Here is a 15,584-nt window from a genome sequence, read left to right on the forward strand (position 1 = left end):
GGCGAAAATTAGTATGTCATACGCCTGACGTTGGATTTCTTATTCGACGCTAATCGGCCAAACCGACCGGGCGCGCCGCGTCGAAATGGCCGATCTGCGTCGCGTTACAGACGCCCTCGGAGCCGTGCCCCCTGGAATGGGGGTGAGCAATGGTTAGTCCGCCAGAAGGGGGACACCTACAGTTGCATTCATCACCGGAGTGAACACCCCTTCCGGAGGCGCCCGAATCGCCTCAGGATGCACCCGGTGACGAGTGGTGACCGTTACCCGCGGTCGCCGAAGAAAGAGGCATCTGACATGGTCAGTTCCCGAACCCGATCCGCCCGAATCATTCACGCGCTGTTCCGCGAGGCCCCTCATCTGCAGTCGACCATCCTGACGGTCGGCCGCGCCGAGGCCGCCCGCTGGGGCAGTGCCCGTCGTGTCATCACCGTCTCGAGCGGAGCCGAGACCCTCTCGGCCGCCTGGTACATGAACGAGGTCTGGCACATCGGCCGCATCAGCCTGAGCCACGGCCACGCGCGCATGTCGCCGACCCGCGTCGTCGCGAGCGACCACGATGTCGTCGAGCTGCTCGTCCGCACGGTCGAGCAGCGCGCCGAGTCGAGCCCGCTAGCCCAGGATCCGGCAGCCGCCGCTGAGCCCAGAGTCCTCGCGGGCCACTTCGCCTAGCGCGTCCTGAGGGTCGCGGCCCGGCTCTGCTGAGTCGACGCGAGTCGGCCGACGTCGGGCGACGTCGGGCGCCGCGGCGCTGTGACCTTGGCCGATTCGCGTCGGTTCGGCGGGGGAGGACTGCCGGATCCTCGGGTTTCAGTGCTGTTTGGCGGGAGTCTCGAGCAGATCGCGCACGCTGCGGGGCGCTCGACCCAGTAGTTCGCCGAGAAGGGGGTCGGTTCCGGCGAAATAGCCGCCGGCCGCCGCCTGGTACATGCCCAGCACGAAGTGCGCCATGAACTCCGGCTGGCCCGATGCGACCTGGGCGGCGATCCACTCGTTCTCTCCGAGCACCCGGGTCTCGACCGGACGGCCGGCGACCTCGGCGGCGATGGACGCGACGTCGGTGAATGTCGGGGCATCGGGGCCGGTCACCGTCGTCGGGCCGTCGTAGGCGCCTTCGGAGAGCAGGATCCGGGCAGCGGCCTCCGCGGCATCCTCCCGGGCGGTCCACGACACGGGCCCGTCTGCCGGAACCGAGATGACGCCGGTCTCGCGCCAGTCGCCGAGGAACCAGGCGAGGCTATGGGCGTAGAAACCATTTCGCAGGGAGGTCCAGGCCACGCCCGACTCGGCGAGAAGCTGCTCGGTGGCGAAGTGGTCGCGCCCAGGGCCGAAGGGGGTGTCGGCCGCGGCGCCCTGGTGACTCGTGTAGAGGATCCGCCCGACGCCCGCCGACACGGCCGCCTCAATGGCCGATCGGTGCAGCTGCACGGCGTCCGCCTGCGGGTCGCTCGACGACACGAGCAGGAGCTGGTCGGCGCCCTCGAAGGCTGCCGGGAGGGACGCTGAATCGGAGTAGTCCCCCTGTCTGATCTCGACGCCCTGCTCGGCGAAACGGGCGGCCTTCGCCGTATCGCGGGCCACGACGACGAGCTCGGAAGCGGGTCGGGCGAGGAGGAGATGGTCGAGGGTGGTGCCGTTCAGAGCGCCGGTGGCGCCGGTGACGATGATCATGGTGGGCCTTTCAGGTCAGTGATATCGCTGGAATCAAATGCAGGCTATCAAGGGAATCAAAGCGTTAGCAAGGATGCGTTATCGTCGATACGTGAGCGACATCAGGATCCCGGCCGACACCCGCGAGCGCATCATCGACGCCGCTGCCCGGCTGCTTCGCGAGCGGGGCCCAGGTGCGCTGACCACCCGGGGCGTCGCGCAGGAGGCGGGCGTGCAGGCGCCCGCGATCTACCGCCTCTTCGGTGACAAAGACGGACTGCTCGAAGCCGTCGCCGAGCACGTCATGGCCGCCTACGTGACGACCAAGGCGGCGATCGTCGAGGAGGCCGAGGCCGCACGCGTTGACCCGGTTGTCGATCTCCGCGCCGGCTGGCAGGCGCAGGTCGAGTTCGGGCTGAGCAACCCCACTCTGTTCCGGCTGCTGAGCGACCCGGATCGGGTGGTGACCTCCCCGGCGGCACGCTCGGGCAAGGCGGTGCTCGAGGCGCGCATGCACCGGGTGGCGGTTGTCGGCAGGCTTAAGGTCTCTGAGCGCCGGGCCGTCGAGCTGTTTCAGGTGGCCGGGGTCGGGTTGATCACGACTGTCTTGGCGACACCGCCGGAAGAACGCGACCCCCGGCTCGCCGACGCTGTACTGGATGGTGTTCTGGCGCAGATCCTCACCGATGCTCCGGTCGTCGCCGATGGGCAAGCGCTGCCGACCGCGGTCGCCTTCCGCGCGATGGCGCCGACGCTGGCCGGCCTGAGCTCGTCGGAGCGCCTGCTCATGGTCGAGTGGCTGGACCGGGCGATCGCGGCGTCGGAGGGGTAACCCTCAGCCAAAGTGACGCGAATCGGCCGACGTCGCGCGCCGCGGCGCTGTGATTTTGGCCAATTCGCGCCGGTTCGCTCAGGAGGAGTGCTTGGCGGTCCAGTCGGCGAAGGGGGCCGTCGCGTTCGCGACCTGTCCCTGCTCAGCGGGCAGTGATCGATCCTCGATGCTCTTGGTGTATTCGTCGTAGAACGTGCCCAGGCTCATGAGACGGTTGCCGTCTTCGTAGTGCTCGGCCTCTTCCTCGCGCGAAACCGCGTAGATCACGCGGTCGGGCTGGGCGTAATAGAGGGCACCGAGGCACATCGGGCACGGGTAGGCGGTGACGTAGGCGTCGAAGCCGCGGAGGTCGGTGATGCCCTGTTCGGCGGCCATCCGGATGGCGCGGATCTCGGCGTGCGCGGTGGGATCGCCGGTCTGAGCGACGTGATTCTGCGCCTCGACCACGACCTCCCCGTCGCGGACGAGCAGGCAGGCGAACGGCTTGCCGCCCTGGTCGACGTTCTCCTGAGCTCGTTGGACGGTCAGGGCGGTGAAGGTGTCGTCGCGATCGGTCATGACTTCGAGCGTGCTCTTCGGCGGCTGGCCCGGTGCCGAGGATTCGGGGGACGAGCGCGGCGAGGAGGCGTCGGTCCGCAGCTAACCGACGAGGATCGGCCAATCCGACCTGGCGCGCCGCGTCGGAATGGCCGATTCGTGTCGATTTCCGCGTCACCTGAGCATCTGCGGGGGACTCGCGCCTACCATCTGCCGAAAGTCGGGGATTCCCGGCGCGAGGTGTTGAGAAGGGAACGTCATGTCCATTGGAGACAAGGCAAAAGATGTCATTCAGAAGGCCGCCGGCCACGCTGAGGAGTTCGTCGGCAAGAAGACCGACGACGACGAGCTGAAGCACCAGGGCCAGAAAGACCAGGCCATGGGCGAGGCGCGCAAGAAGACTGAGGACGTCAAGGACAACCTCAAGTAACGACGCACTACGCCACGACCCCCGTCACCTTCCGAGGTGGCGGGGGTCGTGTCGTTGCGCGAGGGCGCGACGCCGCGCTATGCGACGCGGAACGGCCAATCCGACGCGCCGCGGCACGTCGGATTGGCCGTTCCGCGTCGGGTTGCCCAGAGCCGTGCCCCCTACGCGTCGAGCGCGATCCCGGCCGGCACCACGGCGTCGAGCTCGGCCCACAGCGCCTCGGGCAGTGCGGCGGTGGCGTCGTCGATGGCCGACTCGAGCCGAGGCAGGGAGGAGACCCCCACGACGGTGGAGTGGATCCTGGGCTCACGAATGCTGAACTGGAGCGCCGCCGTCTGAAGCGGGATTCCGTACGAGTCGCAGACGCCCTGCAGGCCGTTCACGGCGCGGAGGATCTCGGGGGTCGCGGGCTGGTAGCCGTACGAGCCGGCGAAGCGTGGGTCGCCGGTGAGGATTCCGCCGCCGTACGGTGCCGCGTTCGTGATGCCCATGTTCCGGGCGGTCGCCGCGTCGAAGAGGTCGGAGGCCGACCGGTCGACGAGTGTGTACCGGTTGTGCGTGATGAGGGCGTCGAAGAGGTCGGTCTCGACGAACTGCTGCAGCATGCCGACGGGGCCGCCCGAGATGCCGATCGAGGAGACGAGCCCCTCCTCTTTCATGGCGACGAGCGCCGCGACCGGGCCGTCTGCGGCCATCGCCGCGTCGAACCCGATCGTCTCGGGGTCGTGCAGGTGCATCACCTGGATGCGCTCGAGGCCGAGCCTCGACAGCGACTCCTCGAGGGAGCGTCGCATCCGGTCGGTCGAGAAGCTGCCGGTCGCGACGTCGCGGTCGAGTTTCGTCTGCACGACGAGGTCGTTGCCGACCGACCCGTCGACGACCGCGGACGACGCGGCCAGGGCGCTGCCGATCAGCGGCTCGCTGCGCCCCTCGCCGTACTCGTTCGAGGTGTCGAGGAAGTTCAGAGTCGACCCGCCCTGCGACACCGCACCGAGACGCAGCGCGCCGATCGCCCACGACCGTGCGATCTCGGCGATGCGCACGTCGGCGTCGGCCTGCGACTCCTCACCCTTGGGGCGGCCCCACGACGATGTTCCGATGCAGAGGGGCGAGACCGAGAAACCGGTTCGGCCGTAGATGCGCTGTTCCATCAGTACTCCAACTCATATGACACGCAGGCGAAGCTGTCGGACGACGGTGCCCACGAGTTCATGTTCAGTGTGCCCTGTCCGCCGGTGAGGTGGAGCACATCGCGTTGACCGGAGCCGTCGGGCTCCATCGACCGAATCACGACGTCGACGTCGCTCGCATGCCCCACGGTGCCCGGCGGGAACGACAGGTAGACGACCCGTGACCCGTCGGGCGACACCTTCGGAAACCAGTTGACGCGCTCGTCGTCGGTCAGCCGCTTGACACCTCGACCGTCGCGGCGCATGCGGTGCACTTGCGAGTGGCCGCGCGTCGATGAGCCGAGCTCCGAGCCGAAGTAGAGCCACCCGTCGGTTGACCAGTCGCACCCCACCGAGTCGGCGGTCCAGCCGCTGAGGCGGGAGACCTCCCGCGTGCCGAGGTCGAGCAGAAACAGCCCGCTCACGAAGTCGAGCCCGTCGCGACGCTCGGCGCCGGTGAACGCGAGAGTCCCACCGTCCGGCGACTGCCCCTGCAAGAAGTAGCCGAAGACTCCGTCTCGATCAGGCGAGACCTGCACCGGCTCACCACCCCCGACGGGCACGGCGAAGAGGTGCCCGGTGGTCTCCGACGACGAGTAGATCGTTGCCCCGTCGCGCGAGACGAGATGGTCGTTGTTGTGATCGTCGAGGGCGCCCGAGGCGATCGGGGTCGGCACCCCGCCGGCCGCGGGCACGCGGTAGAGGTGGCCCGCGGCGTTGACGATCAGCGACAGCCCGTCGGGCGTCCAGTTCGGTGACTCGTAGGCGACATCGTGCGACTCGTGGACCACCCGAGTTGTGCCCGTGACCGAGTCGACCACCAGGATCCTGCACACCTGACCCGGGGCCAGCGTCCGCCAGGCAACCTCCTGCAGGATCGGGATCACGCGTCGTCGCGCAGCACGACCGCGTCTCCGGCTGTCACGACCGTGCCCGTGGGCAGCGTCGCGTCGCGGTCGGTGTGGTTGATCCAGGTCGTGAACGTCACCCCGTCGGCTCGGCGCGACACCCGCTCGACACCGCGGAGTGCGACCGGCCCGGCCTCGACGCCGGCGTCGGCGTAGGCGCCCACCAGCACGTCGGCGAGCTGCTCGGCGGTGAAGTCGGTCGAGAGGTACCAGGCGTGACCGGCACCGAAGGAGTTCCGCGTGACTGCCGCGCCGCCCGCCATCGGACCGTCGACGTAGGCGTCGATCGACTCGGCACCCTGCAGCAGGATCGCGTCGGTCCAGCGGCTGCCGACCGCGCCAGAGCTCAGCTGCACCGGGGTGTCCTGGGGAAGCGGGCCGAACTCCTCGACCGTGAGCCCGAGCACGTCGCGGAGCGCACCGGGCATCGCGCCATCGTGCACCGTGTCGTGCGAATCGACGATGCCCGTGAAGTACGACGAGACGAAGGTGCCGCCGGCCGCGACGAACGCCTCGATGTTCGTGCGGGCTGTCGTCGAGATCAGGTAGAGGCTCGGAGCGACGACGAGGTCGTACGTCGAGAGGTCGGCTTCCGGGTGCACGAAGTCGGTCGTAATGCCGTCTTCCCAGAGGCGCGTGTAGAACGTCTCGATCTGGCGCCGGTGGGCGAGCTCGACGCTCGGTCGCCACTCGAGATCCTGCGCCCAGAACGACTCCCAATCCCAGAGGATCGCGACCGACGCGTGCACGCGGCTGCCGACGGCGGGTGCGAGCGTTCCGAGCTCGGCACCGAGGGCGACGGTCTCGCGGAACACCCGCGACGTCTCGCCCGCGTGGGGCAGCATCGCCGAGTGGAACTTCTCCGCGCCGTAGCGGGAGGCCCGCCACTGGAAGAACAGGATCCCGTCGGCCCCTCGGGCGAAGTGCTGCAGGCTGTTGCGGCGCAGCTCGCCGGGCTGCTTGCGCAGGTTGCGCGGCTGCCAGTTGACGGCCGAGGTGGAGTGCTCCATGAGGATCCAGGGACGCCCGGCCGCGAGCGAGCGGGTCAGGTCTGCATCGAGTGCCAGCAGCACATGGTTGTCGGTGCGCTCCGCGACGAGGTAGTGGTCGTTCGAGACGATGTCGACCTCGTTCGCCCAGGTCCAGTAGTCGACCGACGGGCAGTTCGTGGCCATGAAGTTCGTGGTGACCGGGATGCCGGGCGACAGCCGGTGCAGGATGTCGCGCTCGCGGCGGAAGCACTCGAGCAGGGCGTGGTTGGTGAATCGGGCGAAGTCGAGGCGCTGCGATGGGTTGACGACGGTAGCGGCGGTGCGCGGGGCGTCGATCTCGCTCCACGCGCCGTAGCGCTGACCCCAGAACGTCGTGCCCCAGGCGCTGTTGAGTGCGTCGAGGGTCGTGTAGCGGGCGGCGAGCCAGAGGCGGAAAGCGGCGACCGACGCCTCGTCGTAGCTCTCGGAGATCGGCGCGCCGTATTCGTTGTGGACGTGCCAGAGGGTGACGGCCGGGTGCGAGCCGTAGCGTTCGGCGAGAGCCGTGACGATGCGGGTGGTCGCCTCGGCGTAGGCGGGCGAGCTCGGGCTGGCCATGCCGCGCGAGCCGAAGCCGAGGGGCACGCCGTCGCGGGTGACCGGTCGCGCCTCGGGGTACTTCGCCCAGAACCAGGCGGGCGGCGAGGCGGTCGGGGTACCGAGGTCGATCGCGATGCCGGCCGTGTGCAGCAGCTCGATGACCTCGTCGAGCCAGACGAAGTCGAATTCTCCCTCGCGGGGTTCGAGCAGCACCCACGAGAAGATGCCGATGCTGACCAGGTTGACCCCGGCCTCGCGCATGAGACGAATGTCGTCGTCCCAGACCTCGCGAGGCCACTGCTCGGGGTTGTAGTCGCCGCCGAACGCGATGGTGGAGGTGCCGGGGAGCCAGCCGCTGCCAGTGCCAGGGATCGTCTCGGGCTGGGTCGTGGTCATTCGGTTCTCCTCGCTGAAAACAGGGCTTGGCCCGGCTGGAACTGTTACCGGTTACGGAACTGTAACCGGTGACAGAGTCGAGTATCACCGCAAAAGACGGGCTTGACAAGCCGGTGAGTGCGTGACGTACTGTAACCGCTAACAGTCACAGGTCCCGGCACCGGGCGTGCACAGCAGCCGACGCGAAGACGCTCGGCACTCAACGAGGAGGAACAATGCGCAGAACCATTCGCGCCGCAATCGGAGCGGGCGTCCTGGCCGCGGCTCTGGTCATGACCGGCTGCTCGAGCAGCGGATCGTCGAGCAGCAACGACGGCAGTCTCGGCACCGCCGACAAGCCAGTCAAGCTGACCTTCTGGGGATGGGCCCCCAACATGGACAAGGTCGTCGACACCTGGAACTCCACCCACAAGAACATCCAGGTCACCTACGTCAAGACCGACGCGGGCGACCCCGCCGTCACCAAGCTGCTCACCGCCATCAAGGCAGGATCCGGGGCTCCCGACCTCATGCAGGCTGAGTACCAGAAGATCCCGACCCTCGTGTCGGCAGACGCCATCATCGACATCAAGAAAGACGTCTCCGATGCGACGACGTCGAAGTTCTCGGACGGCGTCCTGTCGTCGGTGACCCTAGGATCCGACGCGCTGTACGGGATCCCGCAGGATTCCGGCCCCATGATGTTCTACTACCGCGCTGACATCTTCAAGAAGCTCGGGCTCTCCGTGCCCACCACCTGGGCGGAATACGCCGACGCCGCGAAGAAGGTGCACGAGGCCGACCCGAAGAACTACCTCGGCACGTTCTCGTCCGCCGACGCCGGTGAATTCGCCGGTCTCACGCAGCAGGCCGGCGCCTCCTGGTGGGGCTCCGACAAGGACTCCTGGTCGGTCGACATCGACTCGGCCGCGACCAAGAAGGTCGCGTCGTTCTGGGGCGGACTCGTCGAAGACGGCGTGATCGACAACCAGCCGCAGTACACGCCTGAATGGAACAAGGGCCTCGCCGCCGGCACGCAGGTCGGCTGGGTCAGCGCCGTCTGGGCGCCCGGCGTCCTCGCCGGCAATGCACCGAAGACCGCCGGCAAGTGGAAGATGGCGCCGCTCCCGCAGTGGACCGCGGGCGAGCAGGCCACCGGCAACTGGGGAGGGTCGGCCGTCGCGATCACCTCGCAGTCGAAGAACGTCAAGGCCGCCGTGCAGTTCAACACCTGGCTCAACACGAGCAAGACGGCTGTCAGCCAGATGGTGACCGACGGCGGGCTGTACCCGGCCGACACGGTCGACTCGAAAGAGGCCCTCGCCACCGGCAACGGCTTCTTCAAGAACCAGCCCGATTTCTACACCCAGGCCGCCAAGATCGCCGAGACGGTGAAGCCCTTCACCTACGGACCGAACGTGAACGTCGCCTACTCGGCATTCAACGACCAGTTCGGCAAGGCAGCTCAGGCCAAGAGCCAGCAGGCGTTCCTCGACGCGGCCGCGCAGATGCAGAAGATCACCGTGGCCGACCTCAAGAATTCCGGCTTCACCGTTAAATAGCAGCGTCCACTCCTCAGGGGCGGGCCCGAAGTCAGGGTCCGCCCCGCCCCCTTCCCCCAGGAGGACTAGAAATGACCACCACCGTCGACGTCGACCAGACCGCCCCCGGGCGCGATCCGGCGGCGAAGCCGTCCGCGCCGGCCCCCCGGGCCACCCGCCGTCGCCGTTTCAATCCGACCCCGTACGCGATGCTCGCCCCCGCGGCCATCCTCTTTCTCGTCTTCATGGCGGCGCCGATCGTCTACACGCTGATCCTCAGCCTGCAGAAGACCGAGGTGCAGGGTCTCGGACTCGGATCCGGCGCTCGAAAGACGGTCTTCGCGGGCCTCTCGAACTACGCCGCAGCGTTCTCCGACCCCGACTTCCTCGCCAGTGCGGGCCGGGTGGGCCTGTACGGGTTGATCCTGGTGCCAGCCATGCTGGTCCTCGCGCTCGTCTTCGCGCTGCTCCTCGACTCCAAGCGCACCCGGCTCGCCGGCTTCTCGCGCGTGGTCATCTTCCTGCCCTACGCCGTCCCCGCCGTCATCTCGAGCCTGCTCTGGGGATTCCTTTACCTGCCGAGTGTCAGCCCCTTCGTCGACCTCGCGAACGCACTCAACCTGCCGTCGCCCGACGTCCTCTCGCAGGGCACCGTCATCTTCGCCATCGCCAACATCGCCCTCTGGGGCGGCGTCGGCTTCAACATGGTCGTGATGTACACGGCACTCAAGGCGATCCCGACCGATCTGTACGAGGCCGCTCGCCTCGACGGGGCAAGTGAGATCCGCGTCGCCCTCGCCATCAAGATCCCGATCATCCTGCCGTCGCTCATCATGACGGCGATCTTCTCCCTGATCGCGACCCTCCAGGTCTTCGCCGAGCCGACCACGCTGAAGCCCCTCACCAACTCGATCTCGAGCACCTACACCCCGCTCATGAAGGTCTATCGCGACGCCTTCATCCGCAACGACGTCAACTCGGCCTCGGCGACGTCGATCATCATCGCCGTCACGATCTTCGCGCTCTCGTTCGTCTTCCTCCGGGTCGTCCAGCGCCGCGCCTTCCAGGAGGAGAACTCATGAGCACCGTCACCAAGCCCCTCTCCTCGCGCTCGTCGATGGGCCGCCCGCCGTTGGCCAAGAACCGGTCGGGCCGGATCGGCGCGAACGACAAGACCAGCTACACGTCGACGATCATCCTGCTGCTCGGCGCGCTCTACTGCCTCCTGCCGCTGGCGTGGGTGCTGATGGCGTCGACCAAGTCGGGCGGCGACCTGTTCACCAGCAACACCTTCGTGCCCTCGGGTCACCTGTTCGACAACATCGTCGAGCTCACCCAGTACCGGGGTGGCCTCTACTGGCGTTGGATGCTCAACACGGCCCTCTACGCCGGAGTCGGCGCGTTCCTCTCGGCGGCGGTCTCGGCCTTCGCCGGTTTCGCCCTCGCGAAGTACACCTTCAAGGGCAAGCAGGCCACGTTCATGGTGCTGCTGGCCGGCGTGCTGGTGCCCGGCGTGATCCTGGCGATCCCGCAGTACTTCCTGCTCGCGCAGGTCGGCCTCACCAACACCTACTGGGCCGTGCTGCTGCCGCAGATCATCAGCCCGTACGGCATCTACCTGGCGCGCATCTACGCGGGTGCCTCGGTGCCGAACGAGATCATCGAGGCCGGTCGCACCGATGGGGCGAGCGATCTCCGCATCTTCCTGCGGCTCGCGGTGCCCATGATGGCGCCCGGACTCGTGACGGTGTTCCTCTTCCAGTTCGTGGGCATCTGGAACAACTTCATGCTGCCGTACATCATGCTCGGCGACGACCGCCTCTACCCGATCACCGTGGGGCTCAACGGTCTGCTCAACCAGGGCTCGACCGTCCCGGCGCTGTACTCGCTGGTGATCACCGGGGCGCTGCTCTCGATCATCCCGCTGGTCGTGCTGTTCCTCGTCCTCCAACGGTTCTGGAAGGTCGATCTCGGTGCCGGAGCCGTCAAGTCCTGATCCCGTGGTCTCGGCGATCGACCGCAATAGACTGCGAATCGTGACCGAGACCGCCAGGCGACCGACGATCCGCGACGTCGCGTCGGTCGCCGGGGTCTCGAGCGGCACCGTCTCGCGGGTGCTGAACGGGCGCAACTGGGTGAGCCCCGAGTCGAAGGCCGCCGTGCAGGCCGCCATCAAGAAGACGGGCTACCGCGTCAACGGTGCGGCGCGGAGCTTGGCGATGAGCCGGTCGAACACGATCGCCTTTCTGCTGACCGAGACCCAGGCGGTTCTCTTCGAGGATCCGAACTTCGCGGCTCTCGTGCGGGGAACTTCCGCCGAGCTCGGCAAGCGCGACATCTCGTTCGTCTTGATCATGGCGGGCGACGAGGCCGAGCAGAACCGGGCCCTGAACTACGTGGCGGCCGGCCACGTCGACGGCGTGCTCCTCGCCTTCACCTCCGCCCACGGCAACCCGCTCGTCGAGCGCCTCATCCAGGCGAACGTGCCGATGGTCTCGGCGGGTCAACCCCTCGGCTTCGAGGGCGAGCTCGGTGTCGTGGCGGCCGACGACCTCCAGGGCGCCATCGCGATGACGAAGCATCTGCAGAGTCGCGGTCGCACGCGCCTGGCGACGGTCGCCGGCCCGCGCGATACCCCCGGTGGGCGGGCCCGGCTCGAGGGCTACCGCCGTACCCTCGGCGACGACTTCGACTCGGCTCTCGTGCGGCACGGTGACTACACGCGCGATAGCGGCGTGGCGGCGATGCAGTCGCTTCTCGAGGCCGACCCGACGATCGACGCCGTCTTTGCCGCGAACGACGCGATGGCCGCCGGTGCGATCGACGTGCTGCTGCGGTCTGGGCGCCGCGTTCCCGAGGACGTCGCAGTCGGCGGCTTCGACGACTCCACGTTCGCGACCTCGACCCACCCCGCGTTGACGACGATGCGTCAGCCCTTCGATCGCATCAGCGCCGAGATGGTCCGGGTGCTCCTCGACATCATCGACGGCGCCGGCACCTCGACGATGATGCTGCCCACCGAGCTCGTCGTTCGCCAGTCGACCTGATTCGCGGTTCCGGTGGCATAATCTCGCCCCCCGCTAGCGGCTAGACAGATCCGTCTGGCAAAACCCGCGTGTTTTGTTGTGAAGTCACTTTGAGTCTGGCAGGCTCACTCCAACTCGACCGTGATTCACCTTCCCCAAAGGAACTACGTGCGCCCATCCCGCCGGTCCGTCGGAACGCTCTGCGTCGTCGCCGCCGCCACCATCGCCCTCGTCTCCACCCCACTCACCGTCGCGTCCGCGGCACCGGCGAATCCCCTCGGTTCCGCCTCGAAGACCGCTGATCTGCTCAAGCTCAGCTCGCCGCTCCGCGAGGCCAAAGGATCCGTCGCCGCCTTCATTCGCGTATCGGGCACCGGCGCACTGAGCGTTGACGCCTCGGCCAAGGGCGGCAAGCTAACCGGACGACCCCAGTCGACCGCCGCGAAGAACCGCGTGAGCGCCATCCGCCAGAACGCGGCGGCCGTCACGAAGGCGCTCGCCGCCCAGGGCCCGAAGGTCACGACGCTCTACACGACCGAGTACACCGTTCCCGGTGTGGCCGTCATCGCCGACGCCGGCTCGCTCGCCACCATCGCCGCCCGCTCCGACGTCGTGAGCATCACGCCGATCGCGCCGAAGAGCATTCCCACCCCCGTCGCAACGAAGGGGGAGGCCTCGCCGCTGAACTCGACGTCCGACGTCTACACCCGCGCCGTCCAGGCCTGGCAGCAGACCGGACACACCGGCACCGGCGTCAACATCGCGGTCATCGACACCGGCCTCGACTACACGCACGCCGACTTCGGTGGCCCCGGAACGACGGCCGCCTACGACGAGGCTCTCTCTTCGACGGGAGCGCCGGATCCTGCGCTCTTCGACTCGGCGAAGTTCCTCGGCGGCACCGACTTCGCCGGCCCGACGTACGACGCTGACCCGTCGTCGCAGGCCTACGACCCGGTCCCCAACCCCGACGCCAACCCCATCGACGGGCGCGGCGGCGGACACGGATCCCACGTGGCCGGCACCGCGGCCGGCTTCGGCCTCGATTCCGACAAGAAGACCTTCACGGGTGACTACACGAAGCTCACCGAAGACGAGGTCAAGACCATGTCGATCGGCCCGGGCACCGCGCCCGACGCCGGTCTCTACTCGCTCAAGGTGTTCGGCGACGGCGGCGGCTCGACCGACCTCACCGGTGCAGCCCTCGACTGGGTCGGCCAGGCGCTGACCGAGGGCAAAGACATCAACGTGATCAACCTCTCGCTCGGGTCCGACTACTCGAACCCGGACGACCCCGACAACGCCAAGATCGACTCCCTCGTCGCTCGCGGTGTGCTGCCCGTGATCGCCAGCGGCAACGCCGGCGACTTCACCGACATCGGCGGCAGCCCCGGAGACGCGGAGAACGCCCTCACCGTCGCGGCCGCCACGACCGGCGCCGCCGTCTTCGACGGTGTCGACGTCACCGCTCCCTCGTCGGTCGCCGGCACGATTCGTGCCCAGTACTCGATCTCGTACACGAAGCCGCTGGCGCTGACCGACGGCGTCGTCACCCTCCCCAGCGCGGCCAACGCCGCCGGCTGTGACCCGTACACGGCCGCCGACGCGGCCAAGGTCAAGGGCAAGGTCGTTCTTCTGAAGTGGACCGACACCGCCCTCGAGTGTGGTTCGGTCAAGCGTTTCGACAACGCCACCGCGGCCGGTGCCATCGGTGTGCTCCTCGGCGGCTCGGTCAACGTGTTCGACGCGGGCATCAGCGGCAACGCCGTCATCCCCGGAGCCGAGATCACCAAGGACGCCTACGCGAAGCTCCTCCCGGCCGTCACCGCCGCCGAGGCCGGGGGCACCCCCGTCACGGTCTCGTTCAAAGACTCGCTGCGGCTCTTCGACCAGGCGATCGACTCGACGCTCACCGACACCCTCGCGACCTTCTCGTCGCGCGGCGTACACGGCTCCTACTCGAACATCATCAAGCCCGACGTCGCCGCCCCCGGTGTCAACGTCGTCTCGGTGAGGTCCGGCACGGGCACCGACCGCGAGGCCGAGAGCGGCACCTCGATGGCCACCCCCGACACGGCCGGCATCGCCGCGCTGACGTTCGAGGCGCACGATGGCTGGAGCGCACTCCAGGTCAAGCAGGCGGTCATGAACACGGCCACCCACGATCTGAAGAACGCCGCCGGAACCCTGTACTCGACCCTGAGCCAGGGAACCGGCCGTATCGATGCGCTCCAGGCGGTCACCAACCAGGTGACGGTCACCTCGACGCAGAACGCCGGTCTCGTGTCGGCGTCGTTCGGGGTCGTCCCCGTCTCGGCCGCAAAGACCGCGACCCGCACTCTGACGCTGCACAACTCCGGCAACGCCTCGCAGACGTTCACGACGTCGTACAGCAGCCGGATCACACAGCCGGGCGTGAGCTTCACTCTCTCGGCGCCGAAGGTCGTCGTTCCTGCTCGCGGGGACGCCACCCTCACGCTGACGATGAAGATCGACCCGTCGAAGCTGCGCAAGGTGATCGACCCGACGCAGGACGCCACGACGAACGTCAGCGGGGTCGACTTCGTCCGCGAGTTCGTCGCAGCCGCTTCCGGCTACGTGAAGTTCGACTCGGCCGATCGGACCAAGTCGGGCCTTCGCCTGTCGGTGTTCGCCGCTCCCAAGCCGGTCTCGGCCAACACCGCGACCAGCCCCGTCTTCGCGAAGTCGACGAGCACCCAGGCGACGCTGAAGATCTCGGGTACGACGCTCAACCAGGGAACGGGATCGCAGGCCTACCTGGGCCTCGCCGCCCCGTTCGTGCTGGGGGCGAACAGCGCAAAGCTCACCTTCCCCACGGGAAGCCCGAAGCAGAGCCTCGCCGGCGCTGACATCCTCGCGGTCGGAGCATCGAGCAACGCGCCGAACCTCACCGACAAGAACAAGGGGATCGTGTCGTTCGGTATCAAGACCGCCGGCCCGATCGCGAACCCCGGTCTCGACGGAGCCCCGGAGGTCTTCATCGACACCAACCGCGACGGCACCGACGACTTCGTGTCGTACGTGACGAAATCGGCCTCGGTCGACGCGACGTTCGTGGCCACCGACAACCTGTCCACGAACAAGACGGTCGACCTCCAGCCCTACAACGCGAACTACCTCGATAAAGACGTGAACACGTTCGACAGCTCCGTGGCAGTCCTCCCGGTCTCCCTCGCCGCCCTCGGCTACACGACGAAGTCGAAATCGACCGCGTTCAACTATCACGTCGCGACGTTCTCGAACTACGCGCCGGGCCTTGCCGAGACCGACAGCACTGTGGTCGACAGCACCCATTCCGCCAGCTTCGATGCGCTCAAGCCGTCGCTCTGGTTCTCGCAGAAGAAGGCCGACGACCTCGGCGGAGTTCTGCTGCGCGACCAGTCGCCGGGCATCGCGGTGCACCGCACCAAGGCGAGCACGAAGCAGATCCTGCTGCTCCACCTGCACAACGCGGTGGCCAAGCAGGCGCAGACGGTAACGGTGACCACCAAGAAGAAGTAACGGCGGGCGACTGACGCCGGGCG

General features: G+C 67.9%; 13 protein-coding genes. 8 read left to right on the top strand and 5 right to left on the bottom strand.

From position 1 onward, the window contains the following. Positions 1-297: 297 nt before the first annotated feature. Positions 298-672, top strand: a complete 375-nt coding sequence (locus EDF39_RS03145) for a hypothetical protein (protein ID WP_123940417.1) — start codon at positions 298-300, stop codon at positions 670-672. Between the two features lie 138 nt (positions 673-810). Here the strand turns inward: EDF39_RS03145 and EDF39_RS03150 are convergent, their stop codons facing one another. Further along, positions 811-1,671, bottom strand: coding sequence for an SDR family oxidoreductase (locus EDF39_RS03150; RefSeq protein WP_123940419.1), 861 nt, complete (start codon positions 1,669-1,671; stop codon positions 811-813). Between the two features lie 91 nt (positions 1,672-1,762). On the opposite strand from EDF39_RS03150, the gene EDF39_RS03155 reads away from it, so the two are divergent. Then, on the top strand, positions 1,763-2,482 hold the full coding sequence (locus EDF39_RS03155) for a TetR/AcrR family transcriptional regulator (RefSeq protein ID WP_233572944.1): 720 nt from the start codon (positions 1,763-1,765) through the stop codon (positions 2,480-2,482). Positions 2,483-2,560: 78 nt separating this feature from the next. On the opposite strand, the gene EDF39_RS03160 is transcribed toward EDF39_RS03155, so the two are convergent. Then, entirely contained in the window at positions 2,561-3,040 is a 480-nt protein-coding gene (locus EDF39_RS03160) for a nucleoside deaminase (protein ID WP_055961594.1), read from the bottom strand. Positions 3,041-3,278: 238 nt separating this feature from the next. On the opposite strand from EDF39_RS03160, the gene EDF39_RS03165 reads away from it, so the two are divergent. Further along, on the top strand, positions 3,279-3,449 hold the full coding sequence (locus tag EDF39_RS03165; RefSeq protein ID WP_123940423.1) for a CsbD family protein: 171 nt from the start codon (positions 3,279-3,281) through the stop codon (positions 3,447-3,449). Positions 3,450-3,610: 161 nt separating this feature from the next. On the opposite strand, the gene EDF39_RS03170 is transcribed toward EDF39_RS03165, so the two are convergent. From EDF39_RS03170 to EDF39_RS03180, 3 genes are read right to left on the bottom strand one after another with little or no spacing between them, the layout of a single operon-like run. Beyond that, a complete protein-coding gene (locus tag EDF39_RS03170; RefSeq protein ID WP_123940425.1) occupies positions 3,611-4,600 on the bottom strand; it encodes an aldo/keto reductase in 990 nt (329 codons plus the stop codon). After that, positions 4,600-5,505 carry a PD40 domain-containing protein gene (locus EDF39_RS17430; protein ID WP_158613143.1) on the bottom strand — a complete coding sequence of 302 codons (906 nt, stop codon included), beginning with the start codon at positions 5,503-5,505 and terminating at the stop codon, positions 4,600-4,602. The genes EDF39_RS03170 and EDF39_RS17430 overlap by 1 nt, the downstream gene beginning before the upstream one ends. After that, complete coding sequence (locus tag EDF39_RS03180; RefSeq protein ID WP_123940429.1) at positions 5,502-7,493, bottom strand: beta-galactosidase; 1,992 nt, start codon at positions 7,491-7,493, stop codon at positions 5,502-5,504. Before EDF39_RS03180 ends, EDF39_RS17430 begins: the two co-directional genes overlap by 4 nt. Before the next feature lie 215 nt (positions 7,494-7,708). On the opposite strand from EDF39_RS03180, the gene EDF39_RS03185 reads away from it, so the two are divergent. From EDF39_RS03185 to EDF39_RS03205, 5 genes are all read left to right on the top strand, one after another. Next, entirely contained in the window at positions 7,709-9,034 is a 1,326-nt protein-coding gene (locus EDF39_RS03185; protein WP_123940431.1) for an ABC transporter substrate-binding protein, read from the top strand. A gap of 71 nt (positions 9,035-9,105) precedes the next feature. Then, positions 9,106-10,095, top strand: a complete 990-nt coding sequence (locus EDF39_RS03190; protein ID WP_123940433.1) for a carbohydrate ABC transporter permease — start codon at positions 9,106-9,108, stop codon at positions 10,093-10,095. Continuing rightward, the gene (locus EDF39_RS03195; protein ID WP_084816092.1) at positions 10,092-11,009 is read left to right on the top strand and encodes a carbohydrate ABC transporter permease; all 918 of its coding nucleotides are present in this window, start codon (positions 10,092-10,094) and stop codon (positions 11,007-11,009) included. Before EDF39_RS03190 ends, EDF39_RS03195 begins: the two co-directional genes overlap by 4 nt. Positions 11,010-11,049: 40 nt before the next feature. Further along, complete coding sequence (locus EDF39_RS03200; RefSeq protein ID WP_123940435.1) at positions 11,050-12,060, top strand: LacI family DNA-binding transcriptional regulator; 1,011 nt, start codon at positions 11,050-11,052, stop codon at positions 12,058-12,060. 147 nt (positions 12,061-12,207) lie between these two features. Continuing rightward, a complete protein-coding gene (locus tag EDF39_RS03205; RefSeq protein ID WP_158613144.1) occupies positions 12,208-15,561 on the top strand; it encodes a S8 family serine peptidase in 3,354 nt (1,117 codons plus the stop codon). Positions 15,562-15,584 lie beyond the last annotated feature (23 nt).

The organism is Frondihabitans sp. PhB161, assembly GCF_003814635.1.
Classification (GTDB): domain Bacteria; phylum Actinomycetota; class Actinomycetes; order Actinomycetales; family Microbacteriaceae; genus Frondihabitans.